18 protein-coding genes and 2 pseudogenes are annotated in these 22277 nt (G+C 65.0%); 8 read left to right on the top strand and 12 right to left on the bottom strand.

The genetic code is table 11. The annotated features are described in order from the left end of the window. Positions 1-608: 608 nt before the first annotated feature. Together OXM58_16475 and OXM58_16480 are read right to left on the bottom strand one after the other, a co-directional pair. Positions 609-863, bottom strand: a complete 255-nt coding sequence (locus OXM58_16475; protein ID MDE0149961.1) for a CopG family antitoxin — start codon at positions 861-863, stop codon at positions 609-611. After that, a pseudogene (locus OXM58_16480) lies at positions 850-1071 on the bottom strand (BrnT family toxin). Before OXM58_16480 ends, OXM58_16475 begins: the two are co-directional and overlap by 14 nt. A 153-nt stretch (positions 1072-1224) precedes the next feature. Here OXM58_16480 and OXM58_16485 point away from each other — a divergent pair. Continuing rightward, positions 1225-2250 carry a hypothetical protein gene (locus OXM58_16485; GenBank protein MDE0149962.1) on the top strand — a complete coding sequence of 342 codons (1026 nt, stop codon included), beginning with the start codon at positions 1225-1227 and terminating at the stop codon, positions 2248-2250. A gap of 413 nt (positions 2251-2663) precedes the next feature. Here OXM58_16485 and OXM58_16490 read toward each other — a convergent pair whose 3' ends face one another. The 7 genes and pseudogenes from OXM58_16490 to betA form a co-directional block, all read right to left on the bottom strand. Further along, the gene (locus tag OXM58_16490) at positions 2664-3062 is read right to left on the bottom strand and encodes a hypothetical protein (GenBank protein ID MDE0149963.1); all 399 of its coding nucleotides are present in this window, start codon (positions 3060-3062) and stop codon (positions 2664-2666) included. Between the two features lie 11 nt (positions 3063-3073). Beyond that, complete coding sequence (locus OXM58_16495; GenBank protein MDE0149964.1) at positions 3074-3385, bottom strand: DUF805 domain-containing protein; 312 nt, start codon at positions 3383-3385, stop codon at positions 3074-3076. Positions 3386-3519: 134 nt separating this feature from the next. Then, complete coding sequence (locus OXM58_16500; protein MDE0149965.1) at positions 3520-5628, bottom strand: molybdopterin oxidoreductase family protein; 2109 nt, start codon at positions 5626-5628, stop codon at positions 3520-3522. Between the two features lie 84 nt (positions 5629-5712). Next, positions 5713-6120: a type II toxin-antitoxin system VapC family toxin gene (locus OXM58_16505; protein ID MDE0149966.1), complete on the bottom strand. Its 408-nt coding sequence runs from the start codon at positions 6118-6120 to the stop codon at positions 5713-5715. Positions 6121-6131: 11 nt separating this feature from the next. Continuing rightward, a complete protein-coding gene (locus OXM58_16510) occupies positions 6132-6392 on the bottom strand; it encodes a type II toxin-antitoxin system prevent-host-death family antitoxin (GenBank protein MDE0149967.1) in 261 nt (86 codons plus the stop codon). Positions 6393-6475: 83 nt separating this feature from the next. Then, a complete protein-coding gene (locus OXM58_16515) occupies positions 6476-8926 on the bottom strand; it encodes a ligase-associated DNA damage response DEXH box helicase (GenBank protein MDE0149968.1) in 2451 nt (816 codons plus the stop codon). Between the two features lie 49 nt (positions 8927-8975). Beyond that, a pseudogene (betA, locus tag OXM58_16520) lies at positions 8976-10658 on the bottom strand (choline dehydrogenase). Between the two features lie 115 nt (positions 10659-10773). On the opposite strand from betA, the gene OXM58_16525 reads away from it, so the two are divergent. The 3 genes from OXM58_16525 to choV all read left to right on the top strand — a co-directional run bounded on the left by OXM58_16525 (position 10774) and on the right by choV (position 13918). Continuing rightward, entirely contained in the window at positions 10774-11721 is a 948-nt protein-coding gene (locus OXM58_16525) for a choline ABC transporter substrate-binding protein (GenBank protein ID MDE0149969.1), read from the top strand. A 118-nt stretch (positions 11722-11839) separates the two neighbouring features. Next, positions 11840-12691 carry a choline ABC transporter permease subunit gene (gene choW, locus OXM58_16530; protein MDE0149970.1) on the top strand — a complete coding sequence of 284 codons (852 nt, stop codon included), beginning with the start codon at positions 11840-11842 and terminating at the stop codon, positions 12689-12691. Positions 12692-12760: 69 nt separating this feature from the next. Beyond that, on the top strand, positions 12761-13918 hold the full coding sequence (gene choV, locus OXM58_16535; GenBank protein ID MDE0149971.1) for a choline ABC transporter ATP-binding protein: 1158 nt from the start codon (positions 12761-12763) through the stop codon (positions 13916-13918). Between the two features lie 323 nt (positions 13919-14241). Here choV and OXM58_16540 read toward each other — a convergent pair whose 3' ends face one another. Further along, positions 14242-15090 carry an enoyl-CoA hydratase-related protein gene (locus OXM58_16540; GenBank protein MDE0149972.1) on the bottom strand — a complete coding sequence of 283 codons (849 nt, stop codon included), beginning with the start codon at positions 15088-15090 and terminating at the stop codon, positions 14242-14244. A 1065-nt stretch (positions 15091-16155) separates the two neighbouring features. On the opposite strand from OXM58_16540, the gene OXM58_16545 reads away from it, so the two are divergent. Further along, positions 16156-16503, top strand: coding sequence for an ATP-binding cassette domain-containing protein (locus OXM58_16545; protein MDE0149973.1), 348 nt, complete (start codon positions 16156-16158; stop codon positions 16501-16503). Positions 16504-16533: 30 nt separating this feature from the next. Here the strand turns inward: OXM58_16545 and OXM58_16550 are convergent, their stop codons facing one another. Both OXM58_16550 and OXM58_16555 read right to left on the bottom strand, forming a co-directional pair. Next, complete coding sequence (locus OXM58_16550; protein MDE0149974.1) at positions 16534-17139, bottom strand: hypothetical protein; 606 nt, start codon at positions 17137-17139, stop codon at positions 16534-16536. Between the two features lie 250 nt (positions 17140-17389). Beyond that, positions 17390-18214 (bottom strand): alpha/beta hydrolase, encoded by an 825-nt coding sequence (locus OXM58_16555; protein ID MDE0149975.1) that lies wholly within the window; start codon positions 18212-18214, stop codon positions 17390-17392. A gap of 128 nt (positions 18215-18342) precedes the next feature. On the opposite strand from OXM58_16555, the gene OXM58_16560 reads away from it, so the two are divergent. The 3 genes from OXM58_16560 (at position 18343) to OXM58_16570 (ending at position 22274) form a co-directional block, all read left to right on the top strand. Then, entirely contained in the window at positions 18343-19278 is a 936-nt protein-coding gene (locus tag OXM58_16560; protein ID MDE0149976.1) for a LysR family transcriptional regulator, read from the top strand. 239 nt (positions 19279-19517) lie between these two features. Then, complete coding sequence (locus OXM58_16565) at positions 19518-21104, top strand: ABC transporter substrate-binding protein (GenBank protein MDE0149977.1); 1587 nt, start codon at positions 19518-19520, stop codon at positions 21102-21104. Positions 21105-21293: 189 nt separating this feature from the next. After that, the gene (locus tag OXM58_16570; protein ID MDE0149978.1) at positions 21294-22274 is read left to right on the top strand and encodes an ABC transporter permease; all 981 of its coding nucleotides are present in this window, start codon (positions 21294-21296) and stop codon (positions 22272-22274) included. The last annotated feature ends 3 nt before the right edge of the window (positions 22275-22277 follow it).

The raw sequence follows: 22277 nt of genomic DNA on the forward strand, positions 1-22277 counted from the left end.
CCCCCCCCCCCCCCCCCCGCCCCGCCGCCCCCCCCCCCCCCCCCCCCCCCCCCCCGTCCGACGCCGCACCGATGTCCGATCCCGGCACCGCGACAGGGTCCGCGGACCCCTCCCCCTGACCCCCTCCCCCAAGGGGAGGGGGGATTCGAGCGCCGCTCCTGAGGGGGGTCCGGGAAGTGTCATGAAATGTCATGATTTGTCATGTTCGGCCGCCCGTTTCTCGCCGCCCCATTTCTGCCGCAATTCGCCAGGACAGACCGGTCTATATACGGTGTTTTTTCGCCGGGCTCATGGCCTAAAGGCTGATGAAAACGCAATATGTTGTGACACCCGGCTGGAGCGAACACAAAATATTGTGGTCCGCTGGAAGGAATTTTTGCACACATTTCCTCTACAAGGTTTATTTTCACACCGCTCTTTCTTGCACGCCGATCTCTCCGTCCGAATCTGCGCCCCCGAAGCCGCGCGCCCCAGGCCGGGCTCCAAGCCGAACCTGAGCCCGGATGGCGGCGCGCCGCCTGCCGGAAACGCAGTAATGTTCATATAATGTTCTTACTCCCACCGTCAAGCGGTTTTTCGCGCGGCCCTCTTCGCGGCCGGGCGCGCCCTCAGCCGGTCTCGGTCAGCCGTTCGGCGATCCACAGCTTGATGAGCGACTGCCGCGGGACGCCGCGCAACCGGGCCTCCCGGTCGAGCGCGTCAACGACCCAGGCCGGAAAGTCCACGTTGACCCGCCTGGGCTCCAGATTGGCCCGCCGCGCCTGCGCCCAGTCGACATGCCCACTCACATCCTCGCCGGCATCGAACGCCCGGTCGAACGCGCCCGCTTTCAGTTCGGGAGCTTTCGGTTCAGGGGCTGTCATAGCGCTCGATCTCCTCTCTGCGGGCGCGGCGGACCGAGATGATCCGAATCCGCTCGCCGCGGCGGGTGCACACGGCCGACCAGTGCCGACCCCCGATCCGTCCGATGACGATGAAGCGCGGCTCGTCCAGGGTCCGGGCCGGCGCTTCGAGCAACCGGAAATCGTCCCACAGCGCCTGCGCTTCGTCGAAATCGATGCCGTGCTTCTCCTTGTTGGCCGCGCTTGCGCAAACACGGGAACATACTTACCTACATGTGCTGAACCGCGCATAAGGCGGCGAAATCACAAATTTCGATTACCGCCGGACAGCATGAAGCAGCACTGACGGTGAGTAGCAGACTCTCCGAAGCTGGAGGAAGATATGGCGAATGAGACGCTGGTCAAACAGTTGGACGAAGTCTGCGAAGCGATAGCAGCATTAATTCCGAAGAGGAAAACCTACATTGAACGCCCACAAAAATGGGGAGAAATATCGTTCGAGATAATCGAGCGCGACATAGACAACGTGTTCTGGCTAGCGCAAGAAATCACAAATCTCCCAACTAATATTCTTCCTGACAACATCGTTCAAAGTACCACGTCCCATTTGACGAACGCAAATGCAATATTTTCAGAGATCGAAGGATTCACGATTTCACAAGGCGATCCTGTTTCATTACGGGACCAAATCGCCGGTAGATTCATGGGAGAAGTGCAAAATGCTATGTCCTCTATCGGAATATGGCTGCCGGTGCTCGCGCTTCGGGCAGGCGAGATGGAGAACTGGGCAGCCAAAATGAAGAACACCAGCGCCGAAGCAACCAAAATCTTGCAAGATACAAATGAGTATGCAAGTGAGCAAAAGGACGAAATCAAGAAAATAGCAGAAGCTGCACGAATTGCGGCAGGTGAAGCAGGTGCTGCCGAGTTTACGGTGCAATTTGACAGAGAGGCAGCGATATTCGAGGCGCGAAGCAAAAGATGGCTATGGCCAACGGCGATATTTTCTGCACTGGCTCTGGTCCTTTCCGTCGCCCTCGTGTTTGGGTTTCTTGGCAAAATTCCAGAGAATGTTTGGGAAGCTGCTTACGGCCTCGGCGGACGCGTCATCGCAATCTCGGTTCTGTTCTATGCTGCGGTGTGGTCTGGCCGGATCGTTCTGGCGAATATGCACCTGGCGAGCGTCAACAAACATCGCGCGGTCAGTATACAGACGTTGCAGGCATTTCATAAAACGGCGGAAGACGCGGCCGCCAAGGATGCCGTAGTGCTCGAAGCGGCTCGCGCAGTCTATGAGAATGTTCCGAGCGGCTATATTGGGCGGCAAGCGACCGAAGGTGGCGCAGGCGGGCGGACTCTTGAGCTTATCAGGAACGCCAGATCTGTCCGGACAAGCGACGCAGAGTAATTGTCGCCCGATCCGAGTTGCTCCCGGCTCCCGCGCTCTACAGGTCGATCTCCGCATCCGGGTGGCCGGCTTCGAGGACGTTCATCCAGGCGAGGCAGAGATCGCGGGAGCGGCAATGACCGTAAGTTTTGGTTTTCTGCCGTTCGAAGATGGGAAAGTCGAATAGACGTAGCGCACGTCGTCGCGGTCGGTGACGCCGTAGAGATGGAACTAGAGTGCACTCCGCACTGTCTGCCGTCGCTTCTTCCTTTCCGTCGTCTTCGCTTCTAAAGCGTGTCCGATTTTGTCGGGACCACAGATGCAGCGGGGCACGCCCCTCGATACGCCGCCTTGCGGCGGCTACTCGGGATAAGGGTGAAGGAGGAAATTTACGGTAGTGTATCAGTTTGACTTTTAGTTAAACAAAAATAAATTCAAGGCAAATACTTCAATACAGCTTCGCCAAGAAATATGATTAATGTTCCAGCTATAGCAGGCAAAGACCATTTATAGGCCCGCCTATGCAGCTTTCCTCTCCACGAAAGATTGCGCCAATATATGTCATAAATAGCTTCAGCTGCTTTTTCATACGAATACATATCGGGATTTTCTTCCCTGTAAACATCGTGCTTAGCTATTGTACTAGCGATAATGGTCGGGGCAGTAAGTTTTTCTTTATTGAATGAACCTTCTTTTTCTACAAAAATGATGATTCCAATTTCAGAATTTGTTAAACAATCCTTAACTAACTTTTCACCAAGCGGATTATGTTTGGTATGACTACCCTCTTTTTCAAAATAAGGGGTTATTTGTTCTATTTTCCAGAGTGGCATGTGCTATCCCTTCAAGTGATAGACTTTTGAAACGGTCCGTACGCATTATCTTTCTCCTGTGATACAGTTGCGCATATGACCAAGAGAACAAGAGGTCCAACTAGTGGGATAAATGCAATCAGATACCACCAGCCATTACGTCCTATATCGTGCAGTCTCCTAACCGTTACTGCAATACTTGGTATAATTGAAACAATCACAATAGCAGTTGAAACCAACCCGATACCGACAAAACCAGATTCAATACCAAGTCTCCATCGGATAATTCCTCTATGTACACTTGTGACCAAACAAGGAATGGCGCCGCGCTGCGACGGTTTCATCCAAGACGGATACGCTCTAGCAGCATGCGCATAGTCTCGTAGCGCATAATCGGATGCGCTACCCGCTTGCGCGCGCCGTCGCGAAGCCTGTCCGGCGGACAATCCGATCCGCGGCTTCCTTGCCGCCCGCCCCCCTACACCGCCCGCACCCACACCGCCGTATCGTGATACACCGCGCCGCCCAGCGGCGGGCCGGGGTCGGCGCTGACCAGGGCGTTGATGCCGAGGCCCTCCTCGAAGGCGGCGTTGGGCCAGATGCTCTCGACGATGGCGACGCCGCGCTGCATGCCGTCGAAGGCCTCGGCGTGGAGCACGATGCTCGCCCGGCGGTTGCCGACCCGCACCCGCGCGCCGTCGGCGGCGCCGATCGCGTCCAGGTCCTCCGGGCGCAGCTTGATCGTCGGCCGGCCCTCGCGCTGCTGCGAGGTCGGCGTCTCGGTGAAGCTGCTGTTGAGATAGTTGCGCGCCGGCGCGGTCACCATCCGGAAGGGATGCTCCTCGTCCGCCGCGTCGATGACCGCGAAATGGTCCGGCAGGGCCGGCATCCGCGCGCTGTCGCGGCCGACCTTCGACCAGTCGGGGCTGAAGTGGAACCTCCCGTCGGCATGGCCGAAGCCGGTGCGGAAATGCATCTCGTCGGCGGACCTGGCGCAGTCGATCCAGCGGCCGTCGGCGAGCGTATCGGCGTCGCCCAGGCCGGAGGCCTTCAGCGTCGCGTCGATGATCTCCCATTCCGTCATGCGGAAGCCGGGATGGTTGTTGCCGAAGCGCTGCGCCAGGCCGCACAGCACCTCGTGGTTCGACCGGCATTCGCCGAGCGGCTCGATGACCCGGCGCGCGACCTGGAGATAGGTGTGGCCGCCGGCGACATACATGTCGTCATGCTCCAGGAAGGTCGTCGCCGGCAGGACGATATCGGCCATCGCCGCGGTCTCGGTCATGAACTGCTCCTGGATGCAGACGAACAGGTCGTCGCGCAGGAAGCCCTCGCGCACCTTCGCCGATTCCGGCGCCACCATGACCGGGTTGGTGTTCTGGATGAACAGCGCCTTGACCGGCACCCGGTCGCTGCCGCTGCCGATATCCCGGGGGTCGCCGGTCAGGATCGGGCCGATGCGCGACTGGTCGAGCAGCCGGGTCGCTTTGTCCATGACGTCGAGGCCGCGGATCAGCGTGGCGTCGACCGGGTAGAGGCCGCCGTTGGAATAGAGCGCGCCGCCGGCATGGTGCTTCCACTTGCCGGCGACGGCGGGCAGGCAGGTCACGGCGTGCAGGTTGGCCGAGCCGTTGCGCGAGCGGGTGAAGCCGTAGCCGATGCGGATATAGGCCCGCTCGGTCCGGCCGTAGAGGGCGGCGAAGGCCTCGATCTCGTCCGCCGGAAGGCCGGTGATCTCCGCCGCCCAGTCCGGCCCGCGGGATTGCAGATGGGCTTCCAGCTCGGCCGGGCAGTCGGTGAATTCCGCCAGATAGTCCCGGTCGGCGTGGCCGTCGCGGAACAGGATGTGCATGACGGCGCAGGCGAGCGCGCCGTCGGTGCCGGGCCGCACGGCCAGGTGCATGTCCGCCTGCTCGGCCGTGCCGGTGCGGTAGGGATCGATCACGACCAGCCGGGCGCCGCGGTTGCGGCGGGCCCGGGCGATGTGGGTCATCACGTTGACCTGGGTGTTGACCGGGTTGCCGCCCCACACGACGATCAGGTCGGCATCCTGCATCTCGCGCGGATCGACGCCGTATTTGACGCCGACCCCGGCGAGCCAGCCGGCGTCGGCCAGCGTGTTGCAGAAGGTCGAGTGCTGGCGCGAATAGCGCATGGCGTGGCGCAGCCGGTCGATGCCGTCGCGCTGCACCAGCCCCATGGTGCCGGCGTAGAAATAGGGCCAGACCGCCTCGCTGCCCCATTCTTCCGCGATGTCCTTGAGCCGGGCGGCGACCTCGTCGAGCGCCTCGTCCCAGCCGATCGGCGCGAAGGCGTCGATGCCGTCGCCCTTCGGCCCGATGCGGCGCAGCGGCCGGGTCAGGCGCGCCGGATGGTGGACCCGCTCGGCGTAGCGCGCGACCTTGGCGCAGACGACGCCGGCGGTATAGTCGTTGCTCTTCGCGCCGTGGACCCGGCCGATGGTGCGCGCATCGAGCCGCTCGACATCGAGTGCGCAGGTGCTCGGGCAGTCGTGCGGGCAGGTCGAGGGAACGATTTCGGGTTTCGCGTCCGGTTTCGTGTCCGGGGGCGCGGCGTCGAGCGGCATGGCGCTTATCTCTCGGCGTCAACGGTGCGGATGCGCCAATCTACGGCCCGCCGCCCGGCGGAGCAAGCGGGCGGGGCGCTTAGGTCAGGCGCGGCCTTCCAGCGTGAGGGCAAGGGGATGGCCGGCAAGTTGCCTGTCGATGGTGAGCAGTTTGAGTCCCTCCTCCTGGGCCGTGACCAGCAGCAGTTCGTCGAACGGATCCCGGTGACCGAGCGGCGTTTCGAGCGGTCGCGCAGCATGCAGAATCGTCATCGGCAGGAACGTCACGCCCTGCCTCTCGAGAGCCGTGACCGCATCCTCCGGGTCGAACCGGCTCTTGCGCGCGCCCGACGGATGCCGGGCCTGGTATTTGAGCCGCATTTCCCAGATCGACACGGCGCTGACAAACAGTTGCGTTTCGAGTGCGCCGAAAAAATGGAGATGCGGCGCCAGAACCTTACCCGGCCTGTCCATGAAGTCGTAGAGATAGGACGTGTCGAGCAGCACCCGCATCGCCGGTCGGGCTAATCGTCGTCGAGGCCGAGCACCTGGCGGCTGAAGGCGGGGTCGTTGAATTCCTCCGGCCACCCCTCGCCGTCGCCAACGATCCCGAGACGACGGCGGTCCTCCTCCAGCTTCTCGAAGTCGATGCCGCCGCGGCGTTCGCAGCGCACGAGTTCGACCGCGGGCTGGCCGTGTTTGGTGATGACGACGCGCTCGCCGTTGCGGGCGGCGGCAACCAGTTCCGAAAGGCGCGCCTTCGCGTCGCGCAAGCCGACTTCCATGACGGTTCGCTCCTGTTCACAAATTCATTTCCGGTAATATGCCGACCCGTGCCGGCCGGATCAAGACTACATGGTGACTACAATTACCGTGTGGTCCCGCCGCCCAATCCCGCCTCGGCCACCAGCTCCTCCTCGCGCGCCAGCAGATCCTCGACGGCTTCGCCGGCGACGGATTCGCGGCCGATCTCGAGCAGGATCGGCACGGCGAGCGGCGAGACCCTGTCGAGCTTCTGGTGCCGGATGCGGCCCTGCACCCGGGTCAGCATGTCGCCGAGCCGCCGGATGTCGGTGAGGCCGGTGGCGGCGTCCTGCCGGGTCGCGCGCAGCAGGATGTGGTTGGGCTCGTGCCGGCGCAGCACGTTGTAGATCAGGTCGGCGCTGAAGGTGACCTGGCGGCCGGTCTTGCGCTGGCCGGGATGGTTGCGCTCGATCAGCCCGGCGATGGTCGCGACGGTGCGGAAGGTGCGCTTGAGCAGGGTGCTCTCGGCCATCCAGGCCTCCAGGTCGTCGCCCAGCATGTCCGGGTCGAACAGGCCGTCCAGGTCCTTCGGCCGCTCCAGCGACCAGACGGCGATGACATAATCGGTGGCGACGAAGCCGAGCGGCCCGAGGCCGGCCCGCTCCATGCGCCGGGTCAGCAGCATGCCCAGGGTCTGGTGCGCGTTGCGGCCCTCGAAGCAGTAGGCGACGGTGTAGACCTTGCCCTGGCGCGGAAAGGTCTCGACCAGCAGCCCGTCGGCCTGCGGGAAGACCGACTGTTCGGCGTGGCGGTCAAGCCAGACGCGCACCTGGTCCGGGAATGCGCCCCAACCGGCCGGGTCGGCGATCATGGCGCGCACCCGGTCGGCCAGATTTGTGGTGAGGGGCAGGCGCCCGCCGCCATAGGCCGGCACCTTCGGCGCATCGACGCCTTTCGCCTTGCGGGCATGGACCGTCATCTCGCGCACTTCGTTGAACTCCAGCATCTCGCCGGCGAAGATGAAGGTGTCGCCCCGGACCAGGCCGTTGACGAAATACTCCTCGACCTGGCCCAAGTTGCGCCCGCCGGCGCGGACTTTGAGCATCTGGGCCTCGACGATCACGCCAGCGTTCAGCCGGTGCTGGCGGGCGAAGCGCGGGCCGGCGATATGGTAGCGGCCCCGTTCGTCGACGCTTAGCCGCTTGAAGCGCTCGTAGGCGCCGAGCGCGTAGCCGCCGGTGGCGACGAAATCCAGCACGTCGTCGAAGGCCCGGCGCGACAGGCCGGCATAGGGCGCGCAGCGGCGCACTTCGGCGAACAGCGCGTCGGCGGTCGGCCGGGCGCCGCAGCACAGGCCGACCAGATGCTGGGCCAGCACGTCCAGCCCGCCCTCGCGCGGCGCCTCGCCGTCCAGTTCGCCGGCATGGACCGCCTCGATGGCGGCGCGACTCTCCATGAATTCGAAGCGGTTGCCCGGCACCAGGATCGCCTTGCTCGGCTCGTCGTAGCGGTGGTTGGCCCGGCCGAGCCGCTGGAGCAGTCGGCTGGCGCCCTTGGGCGCGCCCATCTGGACGACGAGGTCGACGTCGCCCCAGTCGATGCCGAGGTCGAGGGACGAGGTACAGACCACGGCGCGCAGGGCGCCGCGCGCCATCGCGGCCTCGACCTTGCGGCGTTGCTCGCGCTCCAGCGAGCCGTGATGCAGGGCGATCGCCAGACCGTCGTCGTTCATGCGCCAGAGCTGGCGGAACACGATCTCGGCCTGGCCGCGCGTGTTGACGAAGACCAGCGTCGTGCGGTGCGCCCTGATTTTCTCGTAGACCGCCGGCAGGGCGTGCAATGCCATATGGCCCGACCAGGGGATGCGCGCTTCGGAGTCGACGATCGAAATGTCCGGGTCCGCGCCCGGCGGCGCGCGCACGATGCGGACATCCTCGCCGTCCACGTCGGCGGCGAGCCAGCGCCGGGCCGCGGCCTCGTCATGCACCGTCGCCGACAGGCCGATCCGGCGGGCGTCCGGCGCCAGCGTGGCGAGGCGCGCCATGGCCAGCGCCAGCAGGTCGCCGCGCTTGCTCGGCATCAGGGCGTGCAGCTCGTCGACGATCAGGCAGCGCAGCCGGCCGAACAGCCGCGCGGCGTCGGCATAGGTCAGCAGCAGCGACAGGGATTCCGGCGTCGTCATCAGGATGTCCGGCGGCCGTTTGCGCTGGCGGGTGCGCTTGGCATGGGGCGTGTCGCCGGTCCGGGTCTCGCAGCTTATGTCGAGCGCCATCTCGCGTACCGGCGCCTCCAGGTTGCGCGCGATATCGACGGCGAGCGCCTTGAGCGGCGAGATGTAGAGGGTGTGCAGCCCGCCGAAATCGCGCTCCAGGCTGCCGCGGCCGGCGAGTCCGATCAGGCTCGGCAGGAAGCCGGCCAGCGTCTTGCCCGCCCCGGTCGGCGCGATCAGCAGCGCATCCCGCCCGCCCTGCACCGCGGCCAGCATCTCAAGCTGGTGCGGATGCGGCGCCCAGCCACGGCCGGCGAACCAGTCGGCGAAGTGCGGCGGCAATGCGGGAGCGGCGGGGGCGTTCATGAGGGCGAGACTGTCATGCGGGGACGCGTTGCGCCACCTCGCCCGCCGCTCACCGCTGCGCCGTCTCCCAATCCTCCGCCACATAGGCCGGGGCGTCCGACGGCGGCAGGGGGTCGCGGCCGCGGATGGCGTCGGCGGCCTTTTCGGCGATCATGATGGTCGGCGCGTTCAGGTTGCCGGTGGTGATCGCCGGCATGATCGAGCTGTCGACCACGCGCAGCCCCTCCATGCCGTGCACCCGGCCCTGCGGGTCGACCACGGCCATCGGGTCGGTGCCCATCTTGCAGGTGCCGCACGGATGGTAGGCGCTCTGGACGGTCTCGCGCACGAAGGCGTCGATCTCGTCGTCGCTCTGCACGGCCTCGCCCGGCGCCAGTTCGTCGCCGCGGTAGGGGTCGAAGGCGGGTTGGGCGAAGACCTCCCGGGTCAGGCGCACGCAGGCGCGCATTTCCGCCCAGTCGTCCGCGTGGCTCATATAGTTGAACAGCACCTTCGGCGCCTCCCGCGGATCGGTTGAGGCGAGGCGGACCGTGCCGCGTGACTTCGAGCGCATCGGCCCGGCATGGGCCTGGTAGCCGTGGCAGCGCACCCGCTGGCTCATATCGTAGGACGCAGCGAGCGGCAGGAAGTGATACTGGATGTCCGGCCAGCGCACGCCCGGCTGCGAGCGGATGAAACCGCCGGATTCGAAATGGTTGGTCGCGCCGAGCCCGGACCTGAAGGCGATCCAGCGCATCCCGATCAGCGCCTTGCCGAGCAGGCCGACCGCCGAATGGAGCGTGATCGGCTTCGTGCAGGCCTGCTGGAGATAGAGTTCCAGATGGTCCTGCAGGTTTCCGCCGACGCCGGGCAGATCGTGGACGACCTCGATACCGTGCTCCTGCAGGTGCCCGGCCGGGCCGATGCCGGAGAGCATCAGGAGCTGCGGCGCGTTGACCGGCCCGCCGCTCAGGATGACTTCGCGGCGCGCATGGGCGGTGCGCAGCGCGTCGCCCTGCCGGTATTCGACGCCGCGCGCACGCCGGCCGTCCAGCAGCAGCCGGGTCGCCAGCGCGTTCTTCGCCACGGCCAGGTTGGCGCGCGCCGTCGTCCGTTTCGGCGCCCGTTTCAGGGCCGGTTTCAGGTAGGCGTTCGCGGTGCTCCAGCGCCGGCCGCGATGGACCGTCATGTCCATCGGCCCGAAGCCTTCCTGGCGATAGCCGTTCATGTCGGCGGTGCGGCCGTAGCCGGCCAGTTAGCCGGCTTCGATGAAGGCGCGGTAGAGCGGGTTGGCCATGGTTACGCGCGACGTGTGCAGCGGGCCGGAATCGCCGCGATAGTCGTCGCCGCCGCCGGCGAAGCTCTCGGCCTTGCGGAAGTAGGGCAGCACGTTGGCATAGGACCAGCCGGGGGCGCCGCCTTCGGCCCAGCCGTCATAGTCCAGGGCGTTGCCGCGGACATAGGCCATGCCGTTGATCGAGGAGGAGCCGCCGAGCACCCGGCCGCGCGGGCAGTGCAGGCGCCGCCCGCCGAGATGCGGCTCGGGCTCGGTCCAGTAAGACCAGTTGTAGCGCTCCCGGCCTTGGGCGATGGCGAGCGCCGTCGGCATTTGCAGGAAGATGCTGCGGTCGCTGCCGCCCGCCTCGAGCAGCAGCACGCTCGCCGTGCCGTCCTCGGTCAGCCGGCTGGCGAGGACGCAGCCCGCCGAGCCGGCGCCGATCACGATATAGTCAAATGCCCGACCGTCGCTCATCCGGGTATCCTTCCGCCCGGGCTATTGCGGCAAATTGGCCGCCATGATAGCCGTAACGCCCCCCGAATCGCCGTCAGGGAGCGCGAATCGGGGACCGTAATCGGAGGAAATTACCATGACAAGACGGGTGCGACTGGCGGCTCTGGGCGCCGTTTCCGCCATGCTGTTTTCGACCGCCGCCTGGGCGGCCGATCCGGCATCCTGCAAGAATGTCCGCTTCTCCGACGTCGGCTGGACGGACATCACCTCGACCACCGCAGCGACCTCGGTGGTGCTCAAGGCGCTGGGCTACAATCCGAGCGCGAAGGTGCTGTCGGTCCCGGTCACCTACAAGGGCCTCAGCACCGGCGAAATCGACGTCTTCCTCGGCAACTGGATGCCGACCATGGAAGGCGACATCAAGGAGTACCGCGAGAACGGGACGGTCGAGACCATTGCGAGGAATCTGGTCGGGGCGAAATACACGCTGGCGGTCAACAAGCTGGCGACCGACGGCGGCATCAAGAGCTTCGGCGACATCGCCAAATACAGCAAGCAGCTCGAGGGCAAGATCTACGGCATCGAGCCGGGCAACGACGGCAACCGCCTGATCCAGGACATGATCGCGAAGAACGCCTTCGGCCTGAAGGGCTTCAAGGTGGTCGAGTCGAGCGAAGCCGGCATGCTGGCCCAGGTCGTGCGCGCCAACCGCAAGAAGCAGTGGATCGTCTTCCTGGGCTGGGAGCCGCATCCGATGAACGCCAAGTTCGACATGACCTATCTCGCCGGCGGCGACGACTGGTTCGGGCCGAATTTCGGCGGCGCGGAGGTCTTCACCAACGTCCGCAAGGGCTACGCCAAAGACTGCCCGAATGTCGGCAAGCTGCTGAAGAATCTCGTGTTCACGCTGGCGATGGAAAACGAGATCATGACCGCGATCCTGGATGGCAAGCAGGAGCCGCAGAAGGCGGCGACGGCATGGCTCAAGAAAAATCCCGGCATCCTGAAGGGCTGGCTCAAGGGCGTGACGACCATGAGCGGCGGCGACGGCATGGCCGCCGTCAACAAGGCGCTGGGCCTTTAGCCGGCATACCCGCCCGCCCGGAAACCGCGCAGGCGGCGCACCTGCCGCCGTCTGCGCGGCCGCCCGGAAAGCCGGCGGGAGGGCCGACAGGGCCGCCCATGCCTTCCGGGGGTAGTCCTTGGACTGGCTGACAGACGAGAAGATCCCGCTCGGCAGGTGGATCGAGACCTTCGTGGATTTCCTGCTGGACCACGGGGCCTGGTTCTTCGACTACCTGTCCGATGCCCTGGAATTCTTGATCGAGGGCGTGACCGGCCTTGCGCTGGCCATGCCCTCGCTCCTGCTCGTCGCCCTGCTCGCCGGCTTCGCCTTCTGGCTGCACCGGTCGTGGAAGCTGGCCGTCGCCGTCCTCCTCACCCTGCTGCTGGTCATCAACCTCGGCTATTGGCAGAACACGGTCCAGACCTTCACCCTGATCCTGTTCTCCACCCTGATCTGCATCGTCGTGGGCGTGCCGGTCGGCATCGCGGCGGCGCACCGTCCTTGGCTCTACAACGCCCTGCGGCCGGTGCTCGACCTGATGCAGACCATCCCGACCTTCGTCTACCTGATCCCGACCATGATCATGTTCGGCCTGGGCGTGGTTCCGGGGCTGATCTCCACGGTAATCTTCGCGATTCCCGCCCCGATCCGCCTGACCCATCTCGGCGTCTCCGGCGTGCCCCGGCCGCTGATCGAAGCCGGCGAGGCCTTCGGCGCAACCCGGCGGCAGCTGCTGTGGAAAGTCGAGCTGCCCCACGCCATGCCGACCATCATGGCCGGCGTCACCCAGTGCATCATGCTCAGCCTCTCCATGGTCGTGATCGCGGCCATGGTCGGCGCGCCGGGCCTCGGCGTCCCGGTGCTGCGCGCGCTGAACACGGTCAACATCGCCAAGGGGTTCGAGGCCGGGCTCGCCATCGTCATCGTCGCCATCCTGCTCGACCGCATCTGCAAGCAGCGCGGCGGTGGCACCGGACAGCGGGGCTGAGCCATTCACGCGATCGAGCTGAAGGATGTCGATATCCTGTTCGGCGGCGACCAGCGCGCCGCCCTGCAGATGCTCGACAGCGGCAAGGACCGGCAGGACATCCACGACGCGACCGGCGCGGTGGTCGGCGTCGCCGGCGCCTCGCTCGCCGTCCGCCCCGGCGAAATCTGCGTCCTCATGGGCCTGTCCGGCTCCGGCAAGTCGACGCTCATGCGCGCCGTCAACGGCCTGTGCCGCGTCACCCGCGGCGCGGTGCTGGTGCAGGACGGGGCGGGCGCGCTCGACATGGCGGGCTGCGACGCCGCCACGCTCCGGCGCATGCGCATGGAGCGCATCGCCATGGTGTTCCAGCAGTTCGCCCTGCTGCCCTGGCGCACGGTGCACGAGAATGTCAGCTTCGGCCTGGAGCTGCGCGGGACCAACCGGGCCGAGCGCGACGCCATCGTGGCGGAGAAGCTCAGGCTGGTCGACCTCGACCGCTGGGCCGAGAAATTTGTCCACGAGCTGTCCGGCGGCATGCAGCAGCGCGTCGGCCTCGCCCGGGCGCTCGCCACGGATTCCGATATCCTGCTGATGGACGAGCCTTTCTCGGCCCTCGACCCGCTGATCCGCGAGCATCTGCAGGACGAGCTGCTCGACCTCCAGCGCCGGCTCGGCAAGACCATCCTGTTCGTCAGCCACGATCTCGACGAGGCGCTCAAGCTCGGCCGCCATATCGCGATCATGGAGGCGGGCCGGATCGTCCAGTTCGGCGAGCCCGAGGAGATCGTGCTCAACCCTGCCAACGCCTATGTCGCCGAGTTCGTCGCCCACATGGACGCGCTCAACGTGCTGCGCTGCCGCTCGCTGATGACGCCGGTCGCCGACATAAGGCGCGACGGCGACACGCTGCGGCTCGACTGGTCCGGCCTCAACCGGCTCAGCCTGAACGACAAGGGCGAGCCGGTCGAGGCGAGCATCGAGCCCGCGCCGGCGGCGATCCGGCACTACACGCCGGAGATGGATACCTCGGCACTGGCCGGCGACACGATCTGTGCGGCAACGCCGGACCTGCGCATGCGCGTCGCGATCGAGCTGCGCCACTGCACCGGCCGGCCGGTCCTGATGATGGAGGAGGGCCGGATGATCGGCGTGATCGGCGACGACGAGATCTACCGCGGCCTGATGAGCCAGGGCAGCGCGGGGGCGCCGGCGGGCGGCGGAGGCGGGACAGCGGAAAGCAACTGACGTCCGGTCAGATACTATCCGATTTCAGGTCAGTTATTATCTGATCCGGGATCAGTTGTTATCTGCTTATGTTGCATGGCGGGCAGCGACGGAGGCCCTTTTGCAGGGAGCGCCCCGCTTGGAGTCCCGCCCTAAGCGCCGGTTTCTCCGTTCCAATCCTCCCACAACCATCCATGCTTCCCCGGCCGACCGGAGGGAGAGCCGGGGTCCAGAGTCGTTCGGTACGGCCTCTGCTCGTGGCTCTGGTCCCCGGATCGGCCTGCGGCCGTCCGGGGCAACAGGATGTGAACGGCTTCAGGCTCGAAGCGGGATCGAGCCGCCCCCTACCCGTTCCACCCGAACACCGGCCGGCGCTTTTCCAGGTAGGCGGCGATGCCTTCCTCCAGGTCGCCGGCATCCATGGCGCCGAGGCGCAGGTCGCGCAGCGCCTCCGGCTCCTCGACCGCGCCGGCGGCGATCTCGCGCAGGGCGCGCTTGGCGAAGCGGATGCTGTACTGGCTGTTGCGGCAGACCGCTTCGAGGAAGGCGGCGGTCTCGCGGTCGAGGTCGTCGGGCGCATAGACCCGGTCGGCGAGGCCCCATTCGCGCGCCGTCTCCGCGTCGATCAGCCGGCCGCTGAACAGAAGGTCCTTCGTTTTCGACGGGCCGATGGCCTGGCTGACCCGCCGCGTCGAGGCCATGCTGTAGCAGATGCCGAGCCGCGCCGGTGTGATGCCGAAGCGGCTCCCGCTGCTGCAGAAGCGCAGGTCGCAGGCGATCGCGAGCTCGACCCCGCCGCCGACGCAATCGCCGTGGATCAGGGCGATTGCCGGCTTCGGGCAGTCGGCCAGCGCCCCGGCTGCCCCGCCCACCGCGTTCATGTAGGTGAGCGCCGTGTCGCGGCTGCGGAAGCGCTCGTGGAACTGGCTGATGTCGGCCCCGGCGGCGAAGGCCGTACGGTCGACGCCGCGCACGACGATCGCCTTGACCGCCGGATCGGCCTCCGCCTGCGCGACCAGCGGCGGGATCGCCTGCCACATCTCCAGGCTGAGCGCGTTGCGCTTCTCCGGCCGGTCGAGCACGAGATGGGCGATGGCCCCCTGGCGTTCGGGGCCGGATTCGAGGCGGACGTGGCGGCTGGCCGGCGCTGCGGTGTCCGATACGGTTTGCGATACAGTCCCCGATTCAGTCATGGCCCGGCGCTCCTTCGGTTGCGCGGCGAGGGTGCCGGGACTGTCAGGAAATGTCATGATTCGTCATGCCGCGCCCCCAGGGCCCGATCCGGAACCGGCGGCGGCTCCGGCCGGACCGGCAGCGGGGGCGCCGGAGGTGTCAGGAAATGTCATGATTCGTCATGGCAATTCGCGGCTAGGGAATAGGTAAACGTTCGGTAATCGAAAATAATGCTTTGTTCTTAAGGAGTTTTTTGTTCCCCATTATTCGAGTGTGGTTTGCTCTCTGTACTTGCGTAGCCATTTCGCAACCGGATTCGTTCAATTCCGGGGTATTGCTGTGGGGCGCTGTGACGGGAAACTACCCTTACCAATGATATAGCGAATGAGCCGCGAGAAGGAAACTTATCGTGAATCCCGGACAGCGGCCCCATGGTCGGAAATCTGGCCGCCTGTCGTGCCGCCGGCCACAAAGCTGGCGGATTTTCCGAAACATTATGTTAGTATACTGTAATCGTTGAATAAAACTGAGAAATTTGTAGTCTGTAAGACGGGATTTGCAGGACCAGTCATCAAACAGAATTCAGGAATTTTCAATATTGAGGTGCGTGTCTGGCGGCATTGGGCGGCAAATTGCCTTGTTCGTTCGGTTACCGATAACCGTTCCGTTAAGCCGCGGATGCTCGGGATGCGCGCGGAACCGATAAACCGACTTTGGCCGATACCTGCCAGCGCAGTGTTTCACCGTCGCCCCGGTCTTGGCCATCACGGACTAAGCGCGCGGTTACGATGGTGCCGTAGTTGCTTGCTGTAAGCGGTCGCATAGGGTCGGACATCAGCGGCTTGCAGCGGTAAGCCCATCCACTTGCCGAACGTGACGCCAGCCGACGGAACCTAAAATCACAGGTTGTTATTCGGCGCGGCCTACAAATCCCTTGGCTCGTAGCGATCACAACCGTTTAGCTTGGATATCGGCGTCCAACAGCGACGCCAAAGGACAGTCAAGCCGCCTATGCGCGGATCGGCATCAGGATTCCCGAGACGCTCGCGGCGGATCTCGATGAGGTCTTCGCCCTGTTTCCACGCTTGCGCGAGCGAGAAAAACAGATCGCCGGCAGTCTGTCCGGCGGCGAGGCCCAGATGCTGGCGATCGCTCGCGCGCTGATGGGGCGTCCCCGGCTCCTGTTATGCGACGAGCCCTCGCTGGGTCTCGCACCCATGCTGGTTCGCGAGATGCTCGGAGCGCTGGAGAAGCTGCGGGAACAGGGGATCACTATCCTGATGGCGGACCAGAATGCGCTTGCGGTTCTGCAGATGGCGGACCGCGGCTACGTCCTGGATACCGGTCGCATCGTTGCACAAGGTGAAAGTAAGTCTCTGCTAAATGATAAAAGGCTGCGCGCCGCCTATCTCGGCGCCGGCCTGTCGCAATAGGTTGCCGGTCCTGCAATCGCACCGGCCCGGTCAACGCTTCTTGGGAACCACCGGGGTCTTCGGGCGTCGCTCCTCTGCCGTCCTGAACAGGGAGAAGCTCTGGTTGACGAAGTTCACCACGCCGGAAATGTACTCCAGATATCGGCTCAGTTCCGCCGTTCGCTCGGCCTCGATCAGCCGAACCGGCCGGTCCTGGGGCGCCGTTTCGAATTGGCAGTAAAACAGCGGCTCGCCGCGCGCGAGCTTCAGCTCCCTCTCGGTATCGTGCCATTCGAAGGCCCACATCAGCGGACGCGGCCAGATGTCGATCGGAAACCGGCCGCCGAAGATCGTGCCCGGCCACGGCTCGTCCCGGTAATGCATGAAGGGCGCCACCTGCGACAGGTAGACCGGCTCGTCGGCGACGAACACATAGGGAAGGCTGAGTTGGATCGTCGGGCGCCGGGGATGGCGCCACTCCGCCTCGTTGGCGACGTGGACCAGGGAGGCGATCTTGGTCGGACGCACCGGGGTCCGCGTCCCGAGGCGGTTGCGCAGCCCTGGTTTGCCCTCCTTGTCCCGGGCGAAGGCGAGATGGAGGTCGAACGGGCACTTCACCTCGAAATACCGGCTCTCCAGGCGAAGATTGCCGGGCACCGCCAGGCGGACTTCGCGTGGCGCCGGCTCGGTTCGGCCGAGCGGACGCGCGCCGGCGTATCGAAGATGACGCCGCCGCGCTCCTCGTTCAGCAGCCAGCCGACGTGACGGGACCCGAGTGCTGAAAGTCTGAGAGATATTGAAGAAGTGATGCCGTTTCCCGTTAAGGTTCGTTTGTACAGATAGAGCAATAGCCTAACGGTTGGCGCTCCCTGCAGCTTCAGAGTTACACTTGACGCCAAGAATTCGGCTACTGGTCCCGCACAAATACCGCGCAGCGCTCCAACCACAGGGTTACTGCAGGCACGACGGCCGGGCCGTCATGGGCGACTCCTTCGACAAGGTCGAACTTTGTCGGCGCTCCGCGCCGGTCCAACTCGCACTGCAGCCGCTTCAGCCGCTCGATCCGGTTCGTCGACTCGTCATTGACGCCCGGGATATAGACGGGATCGCCGGGTTCCTTGGCGATTTCCCAGATTTCGGTATCTGCTTCCCCAGCGACCAGGTGGACAGGGACTGCCGGAACGGCGTCGTTGTCGAAACCGATACCGAAGCGTGCCTCAAGCCCGCCGACGCCGGCAGGCCAGGCGCGGGCCGGGTCGGGCAGCGTGACGTTGCCCGGCGCGCCGACCGATAACGCCGTCAAACGATGCGGATGCAAGTACAGAAAGCGGTGGGCGAACTGACCGCCGCCGCTGTAGCCGAACAGGGCGAAGCGGTCTGCGGCGAGCGGCCAGATGCCGGCGGCCTGGTCGATCATGTCGAGCAGCAGCAGGTCGAATCGCACCCCGTGAGCCTCGATCCACTTGTAGCCATGGACGTCGCCCGGAACAGCGGCGCCGACCGGGAACAGGGGCGCCAGAAGGACCGTGCCCGTACGGTCGGCAAAGTCCCGGAAGGCGTCGCGAAAATTGTCCCGACGGGTTGTGCCATGCACCAGGACGAGCAGCGGCGCGGTGCGGTCCCGCGGCAGCGATTGCGGCACATAGAGCGACAGGGCGAAGCGCGGGTCCAGCCGGCTCGCCATCCAGGGCGTGAAGCCCGTATCGTAAGGGAAGAGGTCCGCCCGCTTCATCGTAGCGCCCGGTTGACGCAACGGGAGGCGTCGGGCAAGGCGAGCAGCCGCACGGATCGTCTCGCTGCGGGCGCCGAATTCCCGCATAGTGCGGGCTCGCTTCGACAGCAGTCCTCAGGGGTCGACGGATGGAAATCAAATGGCTTGAGGATTTCCTGGTGCTCGCGACGACGCGCAGTTTTTCCCGGGCCGCCGAAGAGCGCAACACGACCCAGTCGACGCTCAGCCGGCGCATCCAGCAGCTCGAGGACTGGCTGGGCGTGCGCCTGATCGACCGGAGTTCCCAGCCCGTCGGCCTCACCCGGGCGGGCAGCGATTTCTACCGGGAATCGGTCGCCATCGTCCGGACCGTGTACCGGGCGCGCGCCGGCGCCCGCCGGATCGGCCTGCAGGGGGCGGAGCAATTGCGGATCAGCGCCCAGCATGTCCTGGCGCGCCATTTCCTGCCCCGGCTGCTGGCGCAGATCGAGGCGGGTTTGGATATCGGCGGCGTCACCCTGAGGTCCGACAATTTGTACAACTGCGTGGACGACCTGATGAACGACGAGGTCGATTTCATGGTCTGCTTCCACCAGCCGGCGATGCCCGACCTCGTGGACCTGAGCGGCTACGAATTCCTGGTCGTCGGCACCGAGGAAATGATCCCGGTTTCGCTGCCGGACGACAGCGGCGCCCCGCGCTTTGCGCTGCCCGGCACGGCTGGAGCGCCGGTGCCCTGCATCGGGTTTTCTTCGGAAAACCCGCTCGGCTGGCACCGCCAGGCGCGCATGACGGCGCAGGATGTCGAACTCCATATCAACCCGGTCTACGAATCGACCATGGGCGAGATCATCCGCGACATGGTGCTGAACGGGCGCGGCATGGCCTGGCTGCAGACCATGCTGGTCGGCGGCGATCTGACGGCCGGCCGCCTGGTGCGCGCCGGCGACGCGACCTGGGACCAGTCCATCGAGATCAGGCTCTTCCGCACCCGCGCCGTCGGCCGGGGCGCCGTGGACCAGATCTGGGGCATGTTGCGCGACGGCGGCTTTCCGCCCTGCACGCCGGATCGGGAGCCCGGCTAGATTATGCAAAAATCGCATAATATAGCTGCATAACAGCCGGCAAGTATTCGGTGGCAGTCCCGGCCTGTGATCCTGCTTTCCGGTTAAATTTTCAGTTTGAAGAAAAATCGGCATGTTTGTATGATTTGAGGAAGCGGTATTGGGATTGGCGTCATTCTATCGAAAATTCGCATAACATCAAGCACGCCGGTCTTCGATCAATGCCAGGTTTCGTGGACGCGGGATGAGAGGAGGAATTCATGTCCGTAATCCGCAAGAGTTTCACCCCGACCGTCGTAACGGCGGCCATCGGCGCCGGCCTCGCCCTGTCGCTGGCGGCCGGAGCCGCCGCCGACACGCCCAAGAAAGGCGGCACGCTGGTCATCGGTTCCCCGCAGACGCCGCGGCACCTGAATCCGGCGGTGCAATCGGGCGTCGCCACGGGCATGCCCGGATCGCAGATTTTTGCGACGCCGCTCCGGTTCGACGAGAACTGGAACCCGCAGCCCTATCTGGCTGAAAGCTGGAAGGTTTCGGCCGACGGCCTGAGCGTGACGCTCAATCTGCGCAAGAACGCGAAATTCCACGACGGCAAGCCGGTCACCTCGGAAGACGTCGCCTTCTCGATCGATACGATCAAGAAAAACCATCCCTTCAAGACGATGTTCTCGCCCGTGGCGAAGGTCGAAACGCCAGATCCGCACACGGCCATCCTGCGGCTGAGCAAGCCGCACCCGGCGATCCTGCTGGCCATGTCCTCGTCGCTGTGCGCGATCATCCCGAAGCATGTCTACGGCGACGGCAAGGACGCCAAGCGCCATCCGATGAACCTGAAGCCGGTCGGCTCCGGACCGTTCCGTTTCGTCGAATATGTCAAGGGCCAGCACATCATTCTGGAGCGCGACCCGAACTTCTTCCTGAAGGGCAAGCCCTATCTCGACAAGATCATCTACAAGATAAACAAGAACACCAATTCCCTCGCACTCGGCCTCGAGCGGGGCGATATCCACCTCCGCGCGTTCAACACCAAGTCGCGCGAGCTTGGCCGGCTCAAGAAGAACAAGAACCTGGTCGTGACCTCGCAGGGATATGCCGCGATCGGCCCGATCGCCTGGCTGGCGTTCAACCTGAAACACCCGATTCTGGGCAAGAAGGCGGTGCGCCAGGCGATCGCCTACACGGTCGACCGCAAGTTCATCAATGAATCGCTGCACAGCGGGCTGTCGCAGCCGGCCCTCGGGCCGATCGCCATGGGCAATCCGCTGGCCGACCAGAACGCGAAGCGCTACGACCTCGACCTCGACAAGGCGAACAAGATGCTCGACGCGGCGGGCTATCCGCGCAAGGCCGATGGCACGCGCTTCCAGGTCACGCTCGATACCCTGCTGTCCCAGCGCGACGTGGCGGAATATCTCAAGCCGCAGCTGAAAAAGGTCGGCATCGACGTCAAGCTCCGCATCCCGCCGGACTTCCCGACCTGGGCCAACTGGGTCAAGAGCCACGAATTCGACATGACGGTCGACGTCGTCTTCAACTGGGGCGATCCGGTGATCGGCGTGCACCGCACCTATGTGACGTCCAACATCCGCAAGGGCGTGATCTGGTCGAACACGCAAAGCTACTCCAACCCGAAGGTCGATGCGCTGCTCGAAAAGGCGGGCGTCGAGCTCGATCCGGCGAAACGCAGGCAGATCTATCTGGAATTCCAGAAGATCGTGACCGACGAGCTGCCGGTCTACTGGATGTACGGGCTGCCCTACCACACGATCTACAACAAGAAGGTGGGCAACCCGCCGCTGACGATCTGGGGCACCATGGGGCCCATGGATAACGTCTACCTGAATTAGTCCGACATCCGGACAACGGGGCCGGCAATGGGCCGGGGAGCGGGGGGCCGGTTCGCACAAGGCGGACCGGCCCCTCTCGCTCTACGGGCGGGTCCCTGCCCGAGCCTTTCCCGGCCGTGCTTGACCGGGCAGGGCGAAACATGCCGAATGGGCGTTAGCGACGAAGCGGACGAAAGGCGCTAGGCGGCAATGCCGATCCTCAGACTGGTGCTTGAGCGGATCGCCTACGCCTTCATCGTCGTCACGGCCGTCCTGGTTCTCAACTTCATCCTGGTGCGCCTGGCGCCGGGCGATCCCGCCGAGGTCATCGCCGGGGAATCCGGCGGCATTACCGAGGAAATCCTCGCCGCCATCCGGCGCGACTACGGCCTCGACCTGCCGATCCACGAGCAGCTCTGGATCTATCTCGGCAACGCCGTGCAGGGCGATCTCGGCTATTCCTTCTATTTCAACTCGCCGGTCGTCGAGCTGGTCGTCTCGCGCATGGGGCCGACCATCCTGCTCATTTTGGCGGCGACCGTGATCGCCCTGTTCATCGGCACGGCGCTCGGCGTGCTGGCGTCGCGCAATCCCGAAGGCCTGTTCTCGAACTTCCTCACCGTCGCGTCGCTGATCGGCTATTCGGCGCCGGCCTTCTGGACCGGCTTGATGCTGATCATCCTGTTCGCCTTCGTCGTCCCGCTGTTTCCCGTCGCCGGCCTTTACGACGTGACGCTATCGGTGGGCTATTTCGGCCGCGCGCTCGATATCGCCCATCATCTGGTGCTGCCCGCCTTCACGCTTGCGATCATCTACATCGCGCAATACAGCCGCCTCGCCCGCGCCAGCATGCTCGAAGTACTGGGCTCCGACTATATCCGCACGGCGCGGGCCAAGGGCGTTGCCGAGCGCGTCGTGTTCTTCAAGCACGCCCTGCGCAACGCCATCCTGCCGATCATCACGATCACAGGGCTGCATTTCGGCAACCTGCTGTCGGGCGCCGTTCTGGTCGAGGCAGTGTTCAACTGGCCGGGCCTCGGCACGCTGGCCTTCGATTCGCTGCTGCGCCGCGACTACACGACGATCCTGGCGCTGCTGTTCTTTTCCGCCCTGATGGTCATCGTCGCGAACCTGGCGACCGACTTCTGCTACCGGCTGGCCGATCCGCGCATCAAGGGCAAGAGGGGCTGAGCC

It is taken from the genome of Rhodospirillaceae bacterium (assembly GCA_028819475.1).
GTDB lineage: Bacteria > Pseudomonadota > Alphaproteobacteria > Bin65 > Bin65 > Bin65.